20 protein-coding genes and 2 pseudogenes are annotated in these 21,383 nt (G+C 40.2%); 3 read left to right on the top strand and 19 right to left on the bottom strand.

Annotation, left to right across the window (positions count from 1 at the left end):
• Nucleotides 1–61 precede the first annotated feature (61 nt).
• The 18 genes from AC4ME5_RS04140 to AC4ME5_RS04055 all read right to left on the bottom strand — a co-directional run bounded on the left by AC4ME5_RS04140 (nt 62) and on the right by AC4ME5_RS04055 (nt 18,386).
• On the bottom strand, nt 62–1,171 hold the full coding sequence (locus AC4ME5_RS04140; protein WP_491800098.1) for an SH3 domain-containing protein: 1,110 nt from the start codon (nt 1,169–1,171) through the stop codon (nt 62–64).
• 90 nt (nt 1,172–1,261) lie between these two features.
• The gene (locus AC4ME5_RS04135) at nt 1,262–1,537 is read right to left on the bottom strand and encodes a Veg family protein (RefSeq protein WP_045617919.1); all 276 of its coding nucleotides are present in this window, start codon (nt 1,535–1,537) and stop codon (nt 1,262–1,264) included.
• Between the two features lies 1 nt (nt 1,538).
• A complete protein-coding gene (gene dnaB, locus AC4ME5_RS04130; protein WP_491800095.1) occupies nt 1,539–2,891 on the bottom strand; it encodes a replicative DNA helicase in 1,353 nt (450 codons plus the stop codon).
• Nucleotides 2,892–2,934: 43 nt separating this feature from the next.
• Nucleotides 2,935–3,387 carry a 50S ribosomal protein L9 gene (rplI, locus tag AC4ME5_RS04125; protein ID WP_000864211.1) on the bottom strand — a complete coding sequence of 151 codons (453 nt, stop codon included), beginning with the start codon at nt 3,385–3,387 and terminating at the stop codon, nt 2,935–2,937.
• Entirely contained in the window at nt 3,384–5,357 is a 1,974-nt protein-coding gene (locus AC4ME5_RS04120) for a GGDEF domain-containing protein (RefSeq protein WP_491800093.1), read from the bottom strand. The genes rplI and AC4ME5_RS04120 overlap by 4 nt, the downstream gene beginning before the upstream one ends.
• A gap of 173 nt (nt 5,358–5,530) precedes the next feature.
• Nucleotides 5,531–6,529: a nitronate monooxygenase gene (locus AC4ME5_RS04115; protein ID WP_269139764.1), complete on the bottom strand. Its 999-nt coding sequence runs from the start codon at nt 6,527–6,529 to the stop codon at nt 5,531–5,533.
• A 46-nt stretch (nt 6,530–6,575) separates the two neighbouring features.
• Entirely contained in the window at nt 6,576–7,493 is a 918-nt protein-coding gene (locus AC4ME5_RS04110) for an MBL fold metallo-hydrolase (protein ID WP_084939483.1), read from the bottom strand.
• Between the two features lie 3 nt (nt 7,494–7,496).
• Entirely contained in the window at nt 7,497–8,609 is a 1,113-nt protein-coding gene (locus AC4ME5_RS04105) for an acyl-CoA dehydrogenase family protein (RefSeq protein ID WP_491800090.1), read from the bottom strand.
• Between the two features lie 15 nt (nt 8,610–8,624).
• On the bottom strand, nt 8,625–9,533 hold the full coding sequence (locus AC4ME5_RS04100) for a LysR family transcriptional regulator (protein WP_158084714.1): 909 nt from the start codon (nt 9,531–9,533) through the stop codon (nt 8,625–8,627).
• Nucleotides 9,534–9,726: 193 nt separating this feature from the next.
• On the bottom strand, nt 9,727–10,380 hold the full coding sequence (locus tag AC4ME5_RS04095; protein WP_007520936.1) for a 3-oxoacid CoA-transferase subunit B: 654 nt from the start codon (nt 10,378–10,380) through the stop codon (nt 9,727–9,729).
• 1 nt (nt 10,381) lies between these two features.
• Nucleotides 10,382–11,104, bottom strand: a complete 723-nt coding sequence (locus AC4ME5_RS04090; RefSeq protein ID WP_007520937.1) for a CoA transferase subunit A — start codon at nt 11,102–11,104, stop codon at nt 10,382–10,384.
• Nucleotides 11,105–11,121: 17 nt separating this feature from the next.
• On the bottom strand, nt 11,122–11,901 hold the full coding sequence (locus AC4ME5_RS04085) for an enoyl-CoA hydratase-related protein (RefSeq protein WP_007520938.1): 780 nt from the start codon (nt 11,899–11,901) through the stop codon (nt 11,122–11,124).
• A gap of 320 nt (nt 11,902–12,221) precedes the next feature.
• Nucleotides 12,222–13,400, bottom strand: a complete 1,179-nt coding sequence (locus AC4ME5_RS04080; RefSeq protein WP_007520939.1) for an acetyl-CoA C-acetyltransferase — start codon at nt 13,398–13,400, stop codon at nt 12,222–12,224.
• Nucleotides 13,401–13,418: 18 nt separating this feature from the next.
• Nucleotides 13,419–14,267 (bottom strand): 3-hydroxybutyryl-CoA dehydrogenase, encoded by an 849-nt coding sequence (locus AC4ME5_RS04075; protein WP_025171502.1) that lies wholly within the window; start codon nt 14,265–14,267, stop codon nt 13,419–13,421.
• A gap of 80 nt (nt 14,268–14,347) precedes the next feature.
• Complete coding sequence (fadE, locus tag AC4ME5_RS04070) at nt 14,348–15,556, bottom strand: acyl-CoA dehydrogenase FadE (protein WP_000201479.1); 1,209 nt, start codon at nt 15,554–15,556, stop codon at nt 14,348–14,350.
• A 244-nt stretch (nt 15,557–15,800) separates the two neighbouring features.
• Nucleotides 15,801–16,349, bottom strand: coding sequence for a ribosome hibernation-promoting factor, HPF/YfiA family (gene hpf / locus AC4ME5_RS04065; RefSeq protein WP_000599111.1), 549 nt, complete (start codon nt 16,347–16,349; stop codon nt 15,801–15,803).
• Between the two features lie 79 nt (nt 16,350–16,428).
• Complete coding sequence (locus AC4ME5_RS04060; RefSeq protein WP_007520941.1) at nt 16,429–17,091, bottom strand: ComF family protein; 663 nt, start codon at nt 17,089–17,091, stop codon at nt 16,429–16,431.
• Nucleotides 17,088–18,386: an ATP-dependent helicase ComFA gene (locus AC4ME5_RS04055; protein WP_007520942.1), complete on the bottom strand. Its 1,299-nt coding sequence runs from the start codon at nt 18,384–18,386 to the stop codon at nt 17,088–17,090. Before AC4ME5_RS04055 ends, AC4ME5_RS04060 begins: the two co-directional genes overlap by 4 nt.
• A gap of 56 nt (nt 18,387–18,442) precedes the next feature.
• Here AC4ME5_RS04055 and AC4ME5_RS04050 point away from each other — a divergent pair, with 56 nt between their 5' ends.
• The 3 genes and pseudogenes from AC4ME5_RS04050 (at nt 18,443) to cysK (ending at nt 20,559) form a co-directional block, all read left to right on the top strand.
• On the top strand, nt 18,443–19,078 hold the full coding sequence (locus tag AC4ME5_RS04050; protein ID WP_491800085.1) for a YigZ family protein: 636 nt from the start codon (nt 18,443–18,445) through the stop codon (nt 19,076–19,078).
• Between the two features lie 14 nt (nt 19,079–19,092).
• A pseudogene (locus tag AC4ME5_RS04045) lies at nt 19,093–19,536 on the top strand (PH domain-containing protein).
• A 96-nt stretch (nt 19,537–19,632) separates the two neighbouring features.
• Nucleotides 19,633–20,559, top strand: a complete 927-nt coding sequence (gene cysK, locus AC4ME5_RS04040) for a cysteine synthase A (RefSeq protein ID WP_491800084.1) — start codon at nt 19,633–19,635, stop codon at nt 20,557–20,559.
• A 251-nt stretch (nt 20,560–20,810) separates the two neighbouring features.
• Here the strand turns inward: cysK and AC4ME5_RS04035 are convergent.
• Nucleotides 20,811–21,383: pseudogene (locus AC4ME5_RS04035) on the bottom strand (IS3 family transposase); the annotation flags it as partial.

The raw sequence follows: 21,383 nt of genomic DNA, 5'->3' as shown, positions 1-21,383 counted from the left end.
GGAAAAATACCATCGGAAAGAATAGGCAAATGGTAGTGAAGTTCTCTTTTTTATATTCTTTCTAGATTCTAGCTCCATTACTATCCACTCGATAGCCATCCACTGTAGTATTCACTGCTAAAGCCCCTGAAGCATTGACGTAGTAAGATTTTCCGCCTACCTGGAACCACTGACTAGACTTCATAGCCCCTGAACTTTCCAAATAGTACCATGTTCCATTTTCCTTGAGCCAACCTGTCTGCATCTCCCCTGATGCCTTTAGGTAGTACCAATGCGAATTATCCTTTACCCAACCTGTTGACATGGTCCCGTTTTCTTTGAAGTGATACCAACTGCCATTTATTTTCTTCCAACCAGTCGAGAGTTTCCCGTTCTCACGGTAATTCCAAATATCGTTTTGCTTCTTCCAACCATTCTCCACCGATTCTGTTTCCGTATGCTGGACGTATCGTCTAGCACCACTGTAAGATAGATAGCTGAGCCATTTATAACCGTCCTTTTCTACGATTTGGTCGTAGCTAACATTTTCACCAGGATAGTAGTAGTCAATAACTTGTGCTGTACTTGACGGCTGGTTTCGAATGGCAGACTTTTGAGTAAACGTATGAATCCCACTAGACGCCAACCCTGATCCTATAGGGCTTCCAGTTCTACCATCATTCCCTACCAAGTCCTTAAAATGGATAAAGCCTGTCATAGAGCTAGCTTTTACGTTTCGACGATTGTATTTCTCCCTAACACCATAGTTGTACTCTTCAATCTCAATCGTATCCCCTGATACATTAGATACCCAGGCCACATGCCCATAGTAACCTTCCGTAGACCAGGCGATAGATCCAACTTCTGGCTTCGTGTCAACACGGTAGCCTTCTCGCTTTGCACGATGCCCCCATTCATTTGCATTTCCATAGGCAGGAGGAATCTCAAAGCCATTTACATTACTCAAACGAAAGGCCGCAAAAGAGGTACACTGACGAGAATACATCCGCCACTGATCAATTTCAACACTACCATTTTTGTAGTGAAGCGGATAGTCATCTCCACGCGCTACACTGTCGGCCTGAACCGATTCCCCACCAAACAAAAAAGCACTCGTAACCAACAAAGTAGCCAGCCCTACACCCAACTGAGTATATCCATTCTTCTTAACTCCTGATTTAAAAAACGTCATTCATTCTCCTTAATAATATAAATTTCCGAGGTTACCCTCGTTTATACTATTCGAAAGAAAAAGAAAAAAGTGAGCAAAGCTCACTTCATTTTAGGATTCTTGGTCTAGATAATGAATCAAATTCTTCTCTGTTAAGATATCTGAGTAGGTGAAGGATTCAACATAGACATTGGCTTGTTTGTCTCCTTCAACATCCCCAAATTCAACGATAAATAAAGATGGATAAACCTCAATTAACTTACCCAGTCTGTTTTTTTGGCGCTTACGGCCATTTTCCAAAGTCATTTCAACGACTTGTCCCTCATGCGCCTTGATCTCTTCTTTGATTTTTTTCATCTTGGCTACATCTGTAAATGCATCTGACATCTTATGCCTCCCTCTTTGAGATACTTGAAAATTTATTGTATTCTTTTTGGAAAATCAATTCCACCGTTCCACGAGCCCCACTACGGTTTTTCTCGATGATAACCTCTACCTTGTTATTTGGAATTCCTTCCTCTTCTTCACCCGCACGATCATAATAGTCGTCACGATATAGAAAGGCTACGATATCCGCATCCTGCTCAATGGAACCCGATTCACGAATATCAGACAAGACTGGTCTCTTATCCTGACGCTGTTCCACACCACGAGATAACTGACTGAGAGCAATGACTGGAACCTTTAGCTCCTTAGCTAGGATTTTCAACTGACGAGAAATTTCAGAGACTTCTTGTTGGCGGTTCTCACGACCAGTCCCTGTGATAAGCTGTAGGTAGTCGATCAAAATCAAGCCTAGATTGCCTGTTTCTTGAGCCAGTTTACGTGAGCGCGAACGAATTTCCGTGATTCGAATCCCTGGCGTATCATCGATATAGATACTCGCGTTGGCTAGGTTCCCTTGAGCAATGGTATACTTTTGCCACTCCTCATCAGTCAATTGACCTGTACGGATAGAATGAGACTCCACCAAGCCTTCGGCCGCCAACATACGGTCTACTAGACTTTCCGCACCCATTTCCAGTGAAAAGATAGCTACCGTCTTGTCCAACTTAGTCCCAATGTTCTGAGCAATATTCAAGGCAAAGGCCGTCTTACCAACCGCTGGTCGCGCCGCTAGGATAATTAGCTCCTCCTCGTGGAGACCTGTCGTCATATGGTCCAAATCTCGATAGCCCGTTGCAATACCAGTGATATCCGTTGTTTGTTGTGACCGAACTTCTAAGTTCCCAAAGTTGATATTTAAAATATCGCGAATATTCTTGAACCCACTACGATTGGCGTTTTCGCTAACATCAATGAGTCCCTTTTCAGCCTGAGCGATGATTTCATCTGCAGGCTTAGAAGCCTCATAGGCTTGGTTGACAGACTCTGTCAACTTGGAAATCAAGCGACGTAGCATAGCCTTTTCGGCTACGATTTTAGCATAATATTCTGCATTAGCTGAAGTTGGTACAGAGTTGACAATTTCGACAAGATAGGACAGGCCACCAATATTTTGGAGATCACCTTGACTATCCAAAACCGTCCGAACCGTCGTCGCATCAATCGCTTCCCCACGATCCGACAAGTCTATCATCGCTTGGAAAATCAACCGATGGGCATACTTAAAGAAGTCACGAGAATCAATGTATTCTCGGACAAAAACGAGCTTACTCTCATCTATGAAAATAGCCCCCAAAACAGATTGTTCTGCCAAAATATCCTGAGGTTGAACTCGCAGTTCCTCTACTTCTGCCATCCGACTTTCCTTCCTTTTACAATCTTGTCAAGAAGTTGTAAACTTAACCTTCTTTTACACGAAGATTGATGACACTTGTAACATCTTGATAGATCTTCACTGGTACATCAATCAAACCTACTGCTCGAATTGGTGCTTGCACTTGAATATTGCGCTTGTCAATCTTGATACCAAATTGCTTTTGCAATTCTTCTGCAATCTTCTTGTTGGTGATGGAACCAAATGTACGACCATCTGGCCCAACCTTTTCAACAAACTCTACAACAGTTTCTTCTGCTTCTAGCTTGGCCTTGATGGCTTTTGCTTCAGCAATCATCTCTGCATGGGCTTTTTCTTCAGATTTTTGTTTTCCACGCAACTCGCCTACTGCTTGAGCAGTTGCTTCCTTGGCCAAATTCTTTTTAATCAGGAAATTTTGAGCGTAACCAGTTGGCACTTCCTTGATTTCGCCTTTTTTCCCTTTTCCTTTGACATCTGCTAAAAAGATTACTTTCATTCTTCTTTCTCCTTTTCCTTTAGTTCATCCAAGACAAGTTGAGTCAATTTTTCTCCTGCTTCTGACAGACTCATATTCTCGATTTGCGCAGCAGCTAGATTAAAGTGGCCACCGCCGCCCAACTCTTCCATAATGCGTTGAACATTGATTTTACTGCGACTTCGAGCTGAGATTGAGATAAATCCTTGTGTATTTTTCGCTAGAACGAAGCTGGCTTCAATACCGGACATGGCCAACATAGCATCGGCAGCCTTACTGATGACAACTGTGTCATAAGTGGTCGAATCCTTAGCTTGGGCAATTAAGACATCTGAACCCAACTTACGACCTTGTAAAATGAGTTCATTCACTTCGCGGTATTCTTCAAAATCTGTCGCAGCAATCTCCTGGATAGCAATACTGTCACTTCCCCGTGTTCTCAGATAGCTAGCCACATCAAAGGTTCGGCTCGTCACGCGAGATGTGAAATTCTTGGTATCCAGCATCATACCAGCCATCAAAACACTGGCCTGCATACGACTCAAACGATTCTTCTTAGAATTTTGGAACTGAATCAATTCTGTGACCAGCTCACTAGCACTACTTGCCCCACTTTCAATATAGGTGATGACTGCATTATCAGGGAAATCCTGATCACGTCTATGATGGTCAATAACAATAGTTTGAGTGAACAAATCATAAAAATCTTTCGACAAGGTCAAAGCCGTCTTGGAATGATCCACCAGAATCAATAATGAACGGTTTGTAACTAGCTTCATCGCATCTGTAAGAGATAAAAGTTTCGTGACATCTTCCTTCTTCAAGAACTGAATAGCACGTTCGATATCTGCTGGCATATGGTCTGCATCGTAGACAGCATAACTGTTCTCAATAATATTACTTGCAAACAACTGCATACCAACAGCAGAGCCTAAAGCATCCATATCTAGATTTTTATGACCAACTACAAATACTTGGTCTACACTGCGAATTTTATCTGAAATAGCTGTCATCATGGCTCTGGTACGTGTACGAGTACGTTTGATAGACGCAGCAGTTCCTCCACCGAAGTAAACTGGATTCTTGGTTTCGTTATTTTCCTTGACCACCACCTGGTCACCACCGCGAACTTCTGCTAAGTTCAAGTTGAGCAAGGCAATTTTCCCTATCTCTTCATGGTTTCCATCACCATAAGAAAATCCCATACTTAAAGTTAGGGCTAGCTGCCTCTGTTTTGATTCTTCTCGGAAAGTATCAATAACAGAGAATTTATCATTCATCAATTCCTCTAGTACTGTGTAATCTGTGAATACATAAAAACGATCCATCCCCACACGACGAGAGAACATAGCATACTTACTAGCAAATTCTGAGACAAAATTGGCTACAAAGCTATTGATATGGCTGATATCAGAGTCAGATGTCGCATCCTCCAAATCATCATAGTTATCTACCGAGATGACCCCAATCACTGGTCGACTCGTTACCAATTCAACAGTTGCTTCGTATTCCCCTGAAACGTCAAAGAAATAAAGGACACCCGAAGCCTTGTCCATATGAACGGCATATCGTGTTTCCCCCAAGGTAGCGTAAGAACCAGGGGCCCCCACAGAAGCCTTGATAATGGTTTGAATTAACTCAACATCAATTTCGCCTTCTTCAGTAGTCAAAATCAGCTCAGCATAGGGATTGAACCATTCCACTTCTCCAGTAGATAAGTCTAATTTCAGAACACCAACCGGCATTTGTTCGAGTAGCGTGTTTAAGCTATCTTCCGCTTGATGATTTACGTATTGGATTTGTTCAATTTCGCTCTTTTCATACTGTTTTTTTTGCCAGATGAATAAAAGCAGATAAAGAAGTACAAATAAAAACAAGACACTGATTGTTACAACATGATTTTGTGAAAAAATAATCAGCATTGTTACGGTTCCGAAAGTTGCAATCCCTAGTAGAATCGCAGAATTCGGAGTTAAATTATTTTTTTTCATTCTAAACCTCTTGCGCATTATTATATCACAAATGCCCTTAAAAAGCGACCTTTAAAGAGAGAGTACTGCTTTTATTATAGCAAGATTCTCTCAAAAACCATATATAAAAAAGGAGAACAAATACCTCGCTCTCCTTTTTCCTCATCAGTGCTGAATCTTCCGCCTAGATTAAATTATTCACCTAATTCTAGTCGAATTTCTTTTAGACGCTCCTGCGCCTGTTTCACAATTGATTCTAAAATAGCCTTACATGGCTTGATGTCTTTCACCAAACCCGCAATTTGTCCGCTCATCATTGAACCATGAACTGTATCACCTTCATAGACAGCTTTAGATAGAGAACCGATCGTAATTTCTTCCAGTTTCTCTCTGTTTGTACCTTTCTGCTCTAATTCAATGTAGTGATCCGTCATCTCATTGCGAATACAACGAACTGGCGCTCCCGCAATGCGGCCTGTAACCGCAGTCGCTGTATCACTTGCCGCCAAAATAGCTTCTTTATAGGCTGGAGAAATTGGGCATTCTTCTGAAGCAAGAAAAACTGTTCCCATTTGAACACCTTGTGCACCTAGGGCAATCGCAGCAGCAAGTCCACGACCATCTGCCACACCTCCAGCAGCAATGACTGGGATCGTTACCGCATCAACGATTTGTGGGATAAGAGCCATTGTATTAGTCTCTCCAATATGGCCACCAGCTTCTGAACCTTCAGCAATTACAGCATCAACTCCCAATTCTTGCATTTTTTGAGCATGCTTGACACTGGCAATAACTGGAATAACCTTGATTCCAGCTTCTTTTAAGTAAGGCATGATATGTTTAGGAGTTCCTGCACCTGTAGTTACCACTGGAACCTTTTCTTCGATGATAACAGTCACAATATCCTTGATATTTTTCATCATCAACATGATGTTGACACCAAAAGGCTTATCTGTCAACTTTCTCAGTTCACGAATTTCTTCTCGCAACTGTTCTCCGGTCATACCACCTGAAGCGATAATTCCCAGACCTCCAGCTTCAGAAACAGCTGCTGCCAGTTGATAGTGTGAGATTTGAGCCATAGCCCCTTGGAAAATTGGATATTGAATCTGTAAAAGTTTTGTAATTGACATATGAGTCCTCCTTCTATTTTCTGTTGATTCTTGTTGGCAAATGGATGCATGATGCACCATTATCCCCGTCAACAAGAAAATGTTACATTTGTCTCCTCATATTCTGCTATCCTAAGAAGTCTGGCTTACGATCCTGCTGATCTGTAAAAGGAATCAGTGGGGGGCGAGAACGTAGAACATAATCTACAAATTCCTTCCCTTCCTTGTCAAACTCTACTACCGCGAAAAATTGATCATGGTAAAAGAAAAACTTGTAATGATTCTCAAAAGCCTGACGCAACCACTTCTCTTTGGCTAAAATTGACTTCATAGGATAATCATCAACTGCTGGAACCCAGAGAGGATTTCGATGAACATGTGATAACATCAAATCCCCCATATGGATCATCGTATCTTTCCCCTGTTTGAGCAAGATAATACTGTGGCCATTGCTGTGACCACTTGTGTGAATCATTTGGATTTCTGGAATGACATTGATATACTCTGAGAAAGTCGTCACCTGATCTTGAATCGGTTCCCAATTTTCTCTCAGATAAGTTCCCCGCGTTCGATTATTAGGGTTTCTCATCTCATACCATTCGACATCATTCACAATAATCTTGGCGTTTGAATACTTGGAAACCAGCTTCCCTTGATCATTCACATGCGTCAAGCCACCAGAATGATCATGATGCATATGTGTCATCAGCACGATGTCAATGTCTTCAGGCGAGAGTCCTAAAAGAGCTAAACTTTCTTCTATACGACTTTCAGACAAGATTCCTAAGTTGCGCCTTTGTTTATCGGATAATTTTGCCGTATCAAAACTTGCATCTATCAAGTAATTTTTACCCTTGTACTGGATCAAAATAGGATCCGTCAATTCCGCCATCATATTAGCATCATTTGTTGGGTAGTAACGAGACCACACAACTTTCGGAACCGGACCAAAAAGAGTCCCTGCATCCGTCAATTTATCGGCTCCACGTAGCCATATCAGTTTCATATCATGAAATTGATATTCCTGTAAGGTGAGTTCTGCCATGCTTTACTCCTTTATCCATTGGGCTGCTATTCTTTTGTGAATCGAATCCCCAGATTTTCCATAGATTTCAATTGTTTTGGCATCCTTTAGATAACGGTCTATGGGGATGTCATCCAAGGTTTGAAGAGGTCCAATTAATCTAATAATTTCCTCAGAAATCTCAATTGCTACTTTTGTCGTATAAAGTTTTATCTGAGATACAAAGAGTGAATCCTCCTTTATCCTATCCTTGTAGGAGGCAAAGTAAGATTCAGCCGCACACAGCTTAGTATACAAGTCTGCAAATTGATGTTGATAGACTGTCGCATCGATTAATCGTTTCCCAAATCCTCTTTTGACCTTTACAAAAGCCAGACCTTTTTCAAAAGCTCCCTCAGCGATACCGATAGAGATTGCGCTTAATCCTAGCTGTAATTTTTTGATAATATCATTTAACTGACTTTCCCCATTTAAGGTCAATCCTAGCAAACTATCTTCTGGCAATTTGACCTGATCAAAAGTTACCGAATTCACAGGTAAGCCCTGTAAACCAGGTTTTGTAATATCATCTCCAAAAGCAACTCCCGGTCGAGTCGTATCAACAATGAAAAATCCGTATCCATCTTGTCCGTTAGCTTCCTGAACCTTGGCTAAGATTAACAAAATATCTGTATAGCGGCAATTTGATACAATTGACTTCTTCCCAGTTAAAGACCAACCTGTTTCTGTTTTCCTTGCAGTTGTTTCAATAACCTCCAATCTGTCCATCAATTTTCCTTCAGAAAATCCCAAGCCAGCTAAGATTTCTCCCCTTACTAAGGGTTCTACATAACGCGATTGTTGTTCCTGACTCCCATATCGTAAAATAGGATAGATACCATAACATGCCTGAGTTAGTAGAACAGCAGAAAAAGCAGGGAAATCTTTTGAAATCAAGCGAATAAAGGTCAAAAACTCGGTTCTCAAAACAGAATCTTGACTATCTAAAAGCAAGGAAAAGATATCAAATTGCTCGATAAACTGATAAAGTAATTCTCTAGGGAACTGTTGTTCATCCTCACGAGACTTGAAATAGTCCCGAATCAACACTTTCACGTCTGCCTTCAATTCTCGCGCCAGCACGTCATTATAGGTCATCGCATTCACCTCATCTTAGTTGTCAGAAAACGGTTGGTAATAATCTTTCAACAATTCTTCATACACATAAGACTCTACTTCATTGTAGGAGTTTTTATAGGGTCTACAAAACCAAATATTAAATGGAATCGGGTCCTTGAATCTAACCGCCTTAAAACGACTCTTGTCCACAAAATATTCAACCGGCCTTGGCAAAAGGGCAATCAAATCTGTCTGATAAGTTGATTCAACTAGGAAGTCCCAGGTAGAGGAAAGATAAGCAAATTTAGCCTCAATTCGTTGCGAACGAAGTTTTTCTGTCACTAAATCATAAGTCGTAAATGTTTTGTTGAAGGTTGCCAATTCATAACTAACAATATCAGACCATTCCAATAAGCTTTTCTGAGCCAACGGATGATCCTTATCCATATAAGCAACGTATTCATCCAATTGAATGATATGTTGCTCATATTTTTTAGCATCCAAGCTTGTAGGCTCTATCAAAATAGAGAGACTCAAATCTCCATCAACCATTTTTTGACGAATTTCCTTCCCTCCACCTTCCGTAACCTGGATATGGATATGAGGATTATTTTTCAGAAAATGCGGCAAGGCACTAGCAAAATAAACTCGTAAAATCAAGGACGGAATACCAAGGTTAATGGTGCCTTTTTGCTTTTGAGCTTCTATATGGATCATGGAAAGCATTTCTTCATGTCGATTCACAATCTCGGTCGCATAACGATAAATCTTGCGTCCCGCCTCTGTTAAACTTTCTAATCTTCCATTCTTGCGATTGAATAATTGAACCCCTTCAGCTGCTTCAAAATTTGTCACGAATTGACTCAAGGCTGATTGACTAATGTGAATCTTCTTTGCAGCAATGGAAAGGTTGCATCCGCATTCTATGATATTGATGAAATAGTTCATTTGGATAATATCCACTTACCCATCACCTAGCTTTCCTTCACTATTTTAGCAAGTCAGTAGACAACTATTCTAGTGTTTGATAGTTGTCTACTGACTTTCTTATCGAAATAACATTTCGAATACTTCATTTAACGTTGTATATAAAGCGCTTACAATACTATCTAGTTTATATCATAACACACTGAGTAAAAAATAGCACTTTTTTTGCTTAAATCGGCATCGTCTTTAAGTCTTCTGAGACAATGACTTCCCCAGCTGTTTTTTCAAGAACTTCTTCTAATGTCACACCAGGAGCCAACTCTTTCAATAAGAATTTACCATCTTGGAATCCAAAAACAGCTAGTTCTGTTATGACAAGATCCAATACTCCTTTAGCTGATAGAGGCAATGTGCACTCTTTCAGCAGCTTTGACTGTCCATCAACAGTTGTATGTTGGATGGCAGCGATAACTTTTTTAGCACCAACGAGAAGATCCATCGCTCCACCCATACCAGGTGCAAATTTTCCTGGGATAATCCAGTTAGCAATGCTTCCATCTTGGCTTACTTCAAGAGCTCCAAGAACAGTCGCATCAACGTGACCACCACGAATAATTGCAAATGATGTTTGCAAATCAAACAAAGCAGCTCCTGGAAGAAGAGTGATTGGCGCACCACCTGAGTTTGCTAGGTTTGGATTGTAGTTATCTTTAGTTGGTGTTTCCCCAAATCGAAGGGCACCATTTTCAGCTTGAAGAATTACGTTAACACCTTCTGGGATGAAGTCTGCAGAAGCATTTGGAATACCAAATCCAAGGTTTACAACATCACCATCTTTAAATTCAAGAGCAACACGTCTTGCAATAATTTCTTTTGGTTTCATATTATTTTACCCCCGCCAGTTTTTTTGTCTCTGTCCAGAGGTCGCCCATCATTTTATGGTGTTCTTCTGGAGTTAAGCCTTGGACTACATAGTCAACAAGGATACCAGGGATGTAAATATCATTTGGATCAATTTCTCCGACTTCAACCAGCTCGTTTGTCTCAACAATGACTGTGTCAGCCGCTAGAGCGAGTTGAAGGGAGATATTTTTAGTAGTCCCATCTAGATAAAGGTTGCCATACTTATCCGCCTTAGTAGCTTTAATTAAGGCAACATCGATTTTCAATGGATCATAAATCAAATATTCTTTTCCGTTTCGAGTCACTTTTTCGTGCTCATCTTCAAGAATTGTTCCCACACCGGTTGGCGTTAAGACTGCTCCAAGACCCGCTCCCGCAGCATGCAAGCGTTCTACAACAGTTCCCATCGGAGTGAACTCCACTTTCATGAATCCTGAGAAATAATCATGCTGAGCAGCAGCAGATGTCCCTACATGGGCTGCAATGTATTTTGTAACCTGATGGTTTTCACAAAGACGACCAACTCCAACTTCCTTACCGGGTTGAGAGGTTACAACAGACACCAAGGTCAAATCTTGCTGGTTTTGACGAACCAGTTCCTCAATTAACTCAAGTGGTTCTCCCACTCCGAGAAATCCAGAAATACCAACTTTATCTCCTGAATGAATCAAGGAAATAGCTTCAGACAATGTTACAACTTTCATAACCTATCTCCTCTCTCTTATTTACGTTGAAAGACAGCTTTACGTTTTTCAACAAATGCGCGCATTCCTTCAACTTTATCTTCTGTAGAGAAGAGAAGAGCTTCAGCTTCTGTCTCCAAACGAATTGCGTTTTGTAGTGGGAGTTCTGAGCCAACTTGGATAATATGTTTAGCTTTTTCAACTGCTAGCGGGGCATTTTTCATAATCGCTGCCGCCAGCTCTTCTGCTGCAGGCAATAGTTCTTCTGCTGCTACCAACTTGTTAAGAATTCCAAGATCATATGCTTCTTGTCCTTTAACCATTCTAGCAGTAAAGATTAATTCCTTTGTTTTACTAGTACCAATCAAACGAGACATTCTTTGGGTACCTGCAAAACCAGGAATGATTCCCAAGCCAACTTCAGGGAAGCCAACCATTGTCTTGTCATAGCCGATTCGGATATCAGTTGAAAGAGCTAATTCCAAACCGCCTCCCAAAGCATAACCATTCAATACTGAAATAGTTGGCTGGGTCAATTCAGATAAACGGGTAAAGGTATCGTTCGCATAGGTCATGTATTCATGAGCCTGAATTGGAGACATTTGGTCCATCTCTTTAATGTCTGCGCCTGCGACAAATGCTTTCTCCCCTTGACCAGTCACAATGACAACACGAATGTCATCGCTTGCTTCAATTTGGTCTAGAACGAGATTCAAATCCTTTAAGACTTCTGAACTTAAGGCGTTCAAAGCCGATGGACGGTTAATTGTTAGATAGCCAAGACCATTCTTAACCTCTAATAAAACAGTTTTACTCATTGTTCTGCTCCTACTTGATTTATTTTGAGTACAGAGTACAGCGTCAACAAATACCAACACAAAATGTAAGAGCTTACATTTTCATCATAACCCTTTTTTCTCCATCCGTCTACTTAATCATTATTTATAGTTCTATAAGTTCAGCTTATAGAATATGGTCGTCCAATCCATCCTTAAAGTCTTAGGAAAAATAAAAATACCTTATCAAGCCCTTTTAGAGAAAGACACTTGATAAGGTATGTAACTATGAGATCGGATCAAAATCTCATTTTGTAATCATAATATTGAAAAAGAGGAAATGACGTTCAGTTTTCTAATAACTAACGTTCAACGATGAGGGCTGTTCCCATCCCTCCTCCGATACAGAGAGTTGCTAAACCAGTTTTAGCATCACGTTTCATCATCTCATGTACCAGAGTCACTAGGATACGGCAACCTGAAGCCCCAATTGGGTGACCAAGAGCAATCGCGCCACCATTGACATTGACAATATCTGTGTTAAAACCAAGTGTTTTACCAACCGCACAAGCCTGAGCAGCAAAGGCTTCATTTGACTCAATCAAGTCGAGATCATCAACTGTCAAATTGCCTTTTTCAAGAGCTTTGCGAGTCGCATAAATCGGTCCACATCCCATAATCTTAGGATCCAAACCTGCACTTGCATACGAACGAATGCGAGCAATGACTGGAAGTCCCAATTCTTCAGCTTTTTCAGCACTCATGACCAAGACAGCCGCCGCTCCGTCATTGATACCTGAGGCATTCCCCGCTGTAACAGAACCGTCTTTTTTGAAAACAGGACGTAGCTTAGACAGACTCTCCAAGCTAGCATCTTTTCTAGGAAATTCATCTGTATCAAAGACGATAGGATCGCCTTTACGTTGAGGAATAACCACTGGAACAATCTCTTCCTTAAAGCGTCCAGATTCTATAGCCGCCACTGCTCGTTTCTGTGATTCCAAAGCAAGCGCATCTTGATCATCCCGGCTAATACCATATTCTTCTGCCACATTCTCAGCTGTAATCCCCATATGGTAGTCATTAAAGGCATCAGACAAACCATCCTTAATCATGGTATCTACCACTTTCGAATCTCCCATACGGCCACCCCAACGGAAGCTTGGCAAAACATATGGAGCCTGGCTCATGTTTTCTGCACCACCAGCCACGACAATATCTGCATCTCCACACTTAATCGCTTGAGCAGCTAACTGCACTGCCTTCAAACCGGAACCACAAACCTTATTAATGGTAAAGGCTGGTATATATTCAGGAAGCCCAGCATGAATACTCATTTGGCGAGCCACGTTTTGGCCTAAACCTGCGCCTAGGACATTCCCCATAATCACTTCATCTACCTGTTCTGGTTTAATATTCGCTTTTTCCAAAGCACTCTTAATTACCAAAGATCCCAAATCAACAGCAGAAACATTCTTCAAGCTCCCGCCAAAGGAACCTAAAGGTGTTCGCACTGCCGAAACAATAACTACGTCTTTCATGACTACCTCCATCAGTGTCTAGTAAGTAAAGAAGCCTTCTTTTGTCTTCCGTCCCAATTTTCCTGCTTCGACCATTTTCTTAAGAAGAGGGGCAGGACGGTATTTTTGATCGCCAAACCCTTGGTTTAGGACGCCCATAATAGCCAAACAAACATCCAATCCAATCAAGTCAGCAAGAGCCAAAGGTCCAATAGGATGATTTGCACCAAGTTTCATCGCTTCATCGATTTCCTCGGCACTAGCCACTCCTTCACCTAGAATGTAAATGGCTTCATTGATCATAGGAATCAAAATTCTGTTCACAACAAAACCATAAGAATCTTTAACATCAACTGGTGTTTTACCAATTTTCACTGTCAGTTCACGAACCGCCTGAACCACTTCTTCTGAAGTCTGCAAGGCCTTAATAACCTCTACAAGTTTCATGATTGGGGCAGGATTAAAAAAGTGCATTCCAATCACGCGCTCCTGATGTTTAGTAGCAGCAGCTATATCCGTGATTGACAAAGAGGATGTGTTTGATGCTAAGATAGTTTTAGGATCAGTCAATTCATCCAATTGTTTGAAAATATTCAACTTAATCTCACGATTCTCAGTTGCAGCTTCAATCACCAATTGGACTTGTTTCGCATCTTCATATGAAACAGATGGAAGCAAATTGGCCAATACCTGATTCTTCTCATCCGCAGACATCCGTCCTTTTTCAACTGAACGTTCCAATTGTTTTGTGATATTGTTCAAACCTCTTTGAACAAATTCTTCTTTAATATCGTTTAAGTAAACTGTAAAACCAGCCTGAGCAAATACTTGAGCAATTCCGCTTCCCATTTGACCAGAACCAATAATCATCACCTTAGATATCATTATTTTCTCCTTCTTATTTTACAAAAATCCAGTGCATGAAGCAAGGACGATTGAACAGAAATCCTTCAATCGCCTTTCTGACATTAAACAAAGGCACCTAATCCAGTAATCTCACGACCAACAATCAAGGCATTCACTTCGTGTGAACCTTCATAGGTATAGATTGATTCAGCATCTGCAAAGAAACGAGCAACGTCTGTCTCAAGTGTAATACCATTACCTCCGCAAGTTTCACGAGCAAGGGCAACTGTTTCGCGCATCACCAAGGAATTGTGCATTTTAGCAAGAGCAGAGTTAAGCATCAATTCATTACCTTTCTCTTGCATCTCAGCAATACGAGTTGAATACGCAATAACTGCTACAGCATTCGCTTGCATACGAGCCAATTTTTCTTGAACAATTTGGAATTTAGCAATTGGACGTTTGAACTGTTCACGATCTTTAGCATATTTAAGAGCTGCAACATACGATCCACAAGTCACTCCCATAGCAATGTGAGCAACGTCCGCGCGAGTGAAGGTCAAGATACGGGCTACATCACCAAAACCATTGATATTTACCAAACGGTCTGAATCTGGAACCTCTACATTCTTCATGGTAATATGGCCATTGCGGATACAACGAAGAGCAATCTTGTGTGGGATTGGTTCTGCATGATATCCAGGAGCTCCCTTACGAACGATAAAGCATTTCACCTTGCCATCCGCAACATCACGAGCAAATACAGGAACAACATCCGCAGTATCTGAACCACCAATCCAGCGTTTTTCACCATTTAGAATCCACTTGTCTCCAACACGTTCTGCAGTAGTCGCAAGTCCTCCAGCAATATCAGAACCTGAAAGAGGTTCAGTTAAAGCGAAGCAACCTTGCCAATCAAATGCAGCTAGTTTTGGAAGAAATTCTTTTTGTTGACGCTCATCACCACCCAAGAGAATTGTGTTGTAGCAAAGTCCGCCATGAACGGTGTAGAATGTTGCAATAGAAGCATCGAAGCGAGCAAGTTCAAGATACAAGAAAGCAATATAAAGTTCAGAAGGTTTCCAGCTACCCTCACGTCCCTCAAACAATTTTGGATTGTTCATAATTTGAGCGCCCTTAGCTACAGCATAGAATTCTTCAAAAGGAAAATCAGGTTTTTCCCAGTATTCATTAATAACCGGACGGAGATGTTTCTCAATCAAACGGCGAGTTTCTTGTAAAACCTCTGCTTCTCCCAAAGTTAGACCATCCGCATAGTGAAAAAGGTCTTCAGGATATAGTTCGCGTAAAATTTCTTCTTTTGTTGCCATAGTTATGACTCCTTTATTTGTTATAAGAGCGCTTACATTTTTGTATTCGCTATTTGTTGACAACACCATTCTATCCCTTAGGGTATTATTTTGTCTACTTAATAAATATAAACACCCCTATAAGTTCAGATTATAGGGGCTGATTCTGACTGTTTATCAAGGATTTCCTCGTTTTTCTACTTACTTAGGCACAAGAAAAAGTGGTTTACAAATCAGTAAACCACTTTTGTTAGTTATTTCAATTTTATGATTCTTTTACTTCGAGCAAACCAACTTCACCATCTTCACGACGATACAAAACATTTGTTGTTTGATCTTCTACGTCTACATAGATAAAGAAATCATGTCCCAACAAATCCATTTGAAGAAGGGCTTCTTCTAAATCCATTGGCTTCAAATCAATTTGTTTTGAACGAACAACTTTTGGTTGCACAACATTTGCATCCTCAACTAGAGCATCTGTAAAGAGTTGACTTGTCGCAACTTTATTTTTATTCTTACGTTCGATTTTAGTCTTATTTTTACGAATCTGACGTTCAATTTTATCTGTTACAAGATCGATAGAACCATACATATCTTGAGAAATATCTTCAGCACGAAGAGTGATAGATCCAAGTGGAATTGTTACCTCAACCTTTGCTGTTTTTTCACGGTAAACTTTCAAGTTCACACGTGCATCCAACTCCTGCTCAGGTTGGAAATACTTTTCGATCTTTTCGAGTTTAGAAACTACATAATCACGAATTGCTTCTGTTACTTCTAGGTTTTCACCACGGATACTATATTTAATCATATAAGTACCTTCTTTCTAAACATTTTTGTTTTTCTAACTATATTATAACGCTTTCATTTTCATTTTGCAAATTTTTTCCTCATCTTACAAGGGAAAAAGTTTTAACTTCCAAAGCACCTGCTTCTGCCAAAAGTCGTTTCACACGATTCACAGTAGCCCCTGTTGTATAGATGTCATCAATCAGCAAAATCTTCTTAGGAAGTGAGATTCCATCTTTAATAAAAAATGGAATTTCAGTAGCCAACCTTTCTAAACGGCTTTTAGAAGAACTAGCACTCTCTTCTCTTTTTCCTAGTATATCTTTAAAAGAAAAGCCTGCTGCCTCAACCAAACCCTCGACTTGGTTAAACCCCCTCTCAAGCAATCTTTCAGGACTTAGGGGAATGATAACAAATTGATAACCTCTATACTTTTTCAGTTCCTCAGCAAGAACGGAAGCAAAAACTTTTCTAAGCAAAAAATCACCATCAAACTTATATCGACTGAAAAAGTCTTTCATAGCTTGATTATAGGTAAAGATTGCCTTATGATCAACCTGAATTCCTTCTTTACACCAAAGTTTACAATCTTGACACTTAGTTGACATGCCTGTTTTCATACAGTTTGGGCAATAATTCTCACCAATCCTCTCAAAACTAGAAGCACAAGCTGAGCAAAGATAACTGCAATCATCCTTCAAAAGGAAGAGACTGCTAAATGTCAGCTCACTCTTTGTAGTCTGGCCACATAATAAACAGTTCATAACCCTGCCTCCTTATTCATATTCTTGATTTCCTTGATTGCCTTTTTGATGGAAGCATTTAATCCATCATGAAAGAAGAGCAACTCACCAGTTGGTCTGTCCATACTGCGTCCAACTCGCCCTCCAATCTGAATCAAGCTAGACTTGGTAAAGAGTCGATGATTAGCTTCTACTACGAAAACATCCACACAAGGGAAGGTAACCCCGCGTTCCAAGATTGTCGTACTGATCAGTATTGTTAGTTCTCCATCTCGAAAAGCTTGCACCTGCTCTAATCGGTCTTCTGTCACAGAAGACACAAAGCCGATATTCTCATTCGGGTACTGCTCCTTCAAGATTTCTTTTAGTTTTTCGCCTTTCTTAATCTCTGATGCAAAAATCAGTAAGGGATAACCTGTTCTTCTCTGTTTCTCAATATAAGTCTTTAACTTGGTTGACAATTGATTTTTCTCTAAACAGCGATTAAAGTCTGATAACCAAACTGGCTTTGGAATAATCAATGGATTTCCATGAAACCGTCTTGGCAAGCTTAATCGTTTTAATTCCCCTGTGCGAACCTTCCTATCTAACTCATCTGTAGAAGTTGCCGTAAGGAATATCCTCAATCCATCCTCCTTTACACTATTCTTTACAGCATAGTAAAGCATAGTGTTGTCAACATAAGGAAAGGCATCTACCTCATCCACTATCAACAAATCAAAAGCATGATAAAATTTTAATAACTGATGAGTTGTTGCAACTACTAAGGGAGTTCGAAAATAGGGCTCTGATTCGCCATGGAGTAGCGCTATATCGCAAGCAAAGTCATTCTGCAGTCGCTTATACAGTTCTAAACACACATCAATTCGAGGACTGGCCAAACAAACTGCACCACCATCATCAATCACTTTAGCCACAACTTGATAAATCATCTCTGTCTTTCCAGCTCCTGTCACAGCGTGAACCAAGGTTGGCTCTTGCTTGTCTACCGCCTGAAGCAGTCCCTCTGACACTTTTTCTTGAAAAGGTGTTAACTGACCACGCCATTTGAGGACGTCTTGCTTAGGAAAATCCTCTTGAGGAAAATAGTATAAAGCTTGATCACTCCTGACTCTCTTCATCAGTAAACACTCCCTACAATAGTAAGCGCCGATAGGCAAATACCATTCTTCTAGAATCAAACTATTACAACGTTGACAAAACAGTTTCCCCTTCTCTTTTCTCATTGCTGGCAGTCTCACTGCTTCCTGTCGTTCTTCTTCCGTTAATTCTTTCTCAGTAAACAAGCGACCGAGATAATTTGGATTTACTTTCATACTTTAATATTCGTAAAAATATAGCGCTTTAGGTAATTTTTTAGTACAATTAAATCATGGAATTTAGAACAATTAAAGAGGATGGGCAGGTCCAAGAAGAAATCAAAAAATCACGCTTTATCTGTCATGCCAAGCGTGTCTATAGTGAAGAAGAAGCTCGTGACTTTATCACTGCTATCAAAAAAGAACACTACAAAGCCACCCATAACTGCTCTGCTTTTATTGTAGGGGAACGCAGTGAGATCAAGCGTACGAGTGATGATGGCGAACCTAGTGGTACTGCTGGAGTCCCTATGCTTGGCGTCTTAGAAAATCATAATCTTACCAATGTCTGCGTAGTAGTTACTCGTTACTTTGGTGGAATTAAGTTAGGCGCTGGAGGTTTGATTCGTGCTTACGCAGGAAGTGTAGCCTTGGCTGTCAAAGAAATGGGCATTATTGAAATCAAAGAACAGGCTGGCATAGCCCTTCAGATGTCTTACGCTCAGTATCAAGAATATGGCAATTTTCTTAAAGAACATCATCTCATGGAGCTGGATACAAACTTTACAGATCAAGTTGATACAATGATTTATGTTGATAAGGAAGAGAAAGAAAATATCAAGTCTGCTCTTGTAGAGTTTTTTAATGGAAAGGTTACTTTAACAGATCAAGGTTTACGAGAAGTTGAAGTTCCTGTAAACTTAGTGTAAATGAAGGAAAAATTATGGCTTTTGGAAAATTTATTCAAGGACTTGCTGGAAATTTTAGCGAGGAAAACAAAGAGACTCTTATTAAAGAATATGGACAATATCTACTAGAGAATGAAGAAATTCAAAGCGGGTATAAACTTATTCGAGATTCAATCATCTTTACAAATATCCGTATTATTTTTACAGATAAGCAAGATGCCACTGGTCGCAAGGTATCTGTTAAGTCACTCTTTTTGATGAACATTGTAAACCTTAAAATGGAAACTGCTAGAGCAGGTATAGATGATAGTGAGATTACAATCACTTATTTATAAAATGTCTTTCTAAAAGCACATAATGAGCATCTGAGTTTCCATAAATTTGAATTTCCTAAAAAAACAGACATCCTCCCTCTTTACACCTATTTATTAGAATTGGCTTATCACAATCGATTAAAAATTAATAGCTTAGACCTTTGATATAAAAAAATCCTATCACTTTGATAGGATTTCTATATTTTACAAATAGCCTTGAGCGCGTTATACTAGTATCATCTTATACAAAGAGGTATATCTATGACTATTTATAATAATATCACTGAACTAATTGGACAAACACCGATTGTTAAACTTAACAATATTATTCCAGAGGGTGCTGCAGATGTCTATGTTAAACTAGAAGCTTTTAACCCTGGATCGTCAGTAAAAGACCGTATTGCCCTTAGCATGATTGAAAAAGCAGAACAAGATGGTATTCTAAAACCGGGAGCTACTATTGTTGAAGCAACGAGTGGAAACACTGGTATCGGTCTTTCATGGGTTGGTGCCGCTAAAGGATATAAAGTTGTTATCGTCATGCCTGAAACGATGAGTGTGGAACGACGCAAGATTATCCAAGCCTATGGTGCTGAACTCGTCCTTACTCCTGGTAGCGAAGGAATGAAAGGGGCTATTGCCAAAGCTCAGAAAATCGCCGCTGAACGAGACGGCTTCCTTCCACTCCAATTTAATAATCCAGCTAATCCAGAAGTACACGAAAGAACAACAGGAGCTGAAATACTGGCTGCTTTCGGTTCTGATGGACTAGATGCTTTTGTAGGTGGTGTTGGCACCGGTGGAACGATCTCAGGTGTTTCTCACGCTCTTAAAGCAGCAAATTCAAACATTCAAGTTTATGCAGTTGAGGCAGACGAGTCAGCTATCTTGTCTGGTGAAAAACCAGGACCTCACAAAATTCAAGGCATCTCAGCTGGATTTATTCCTGAAACACTTGATACAAAAGCCTATGATGGTATCGTCCGCGTAACGTCAGATGATGCTCTAGCGCTTGGCCGTGAAATTGGTGGAAAAGAAGGCTTCCTGGTTGGGATTTCTTCAGCTGCAGCAATTTACGGGGCAATTGAGGTTGCTAAGAAATTAGGTACAGGTAAGAAAGTCCTTGCTTTAGCACCAGATAACGGCGAACGTTATTTGTCTACAGCACTCTATGAATTTGAAGTGTAACCTCCTAAATACACTTAGCCCTTATTAAAGGGCTTTTTATATACTCATATAGAGCCTATTCTTAAAATAAAGTTTTGGGGCAGATAAAGGCTTGTTGGAGTTACAAGAGATGTGATCTGAGAGGTAAGCGTCAAGTGAGAATTAACATGGGATTCATACTCATGGCCAATAACCTCTTAAAATACAATAAGAAAAGGGGGCAAAATTAAAAAGCTAGAGTTTGTACTGACCCCAAAAAGTTAGACAAATAATTATTGAAAGGATTTAGTTCTGTATTGCACAGGACTGAGTCCTTTTAGTTTTACCTTAATTCGTTTGTTGTTGTAATAATCAATATAGTCTACAATGGCTTATTCAAGGTCCTCTAAAGACCTAAAGTGCTTCTCATAGCCACAAAACATTTCCGATTTCAAGATGCCAAAGAAGGACTCCATCATGCCGTTGTCTGGGCTGTTACCTTTACGTGACATAGATGGCTGAATTCCCTTACTCTCTAAAAACCTGTGATAAAAATCGTGTTAGTGTTGCCAGCCCTGGTCGCTGTGTAAAATGGTATTTTCATAGTGTTTCTCTGTGAATGCCTGTTCTAACATACTCTTCACTTGTTCTAAGTTTGGTGAAGTTGAAAGATTATAGGCGATAATTTCGCTATTAAAGCCATCTAAAACTGGTGATAAGTAAAGCTTTTGAGTACTTGCTGGAATGGCAAACTCCGTTACATCTGTATAGCACTTTTCCATTGGTTTGGTTGCTTCAAACTGGAGTTGAATGAGATTATCTGCTTTCTTGCCAATCTCTCCTCGGTAGGAAGAATACTTCCGTTT

The organism is Streptococcus sp. A69, from assembly GCF_058556195.1.
Note: the sequence above shows the minus strand (reverse complement) of the source record. Positions and strands in the feature narration are given on the sequence as shown.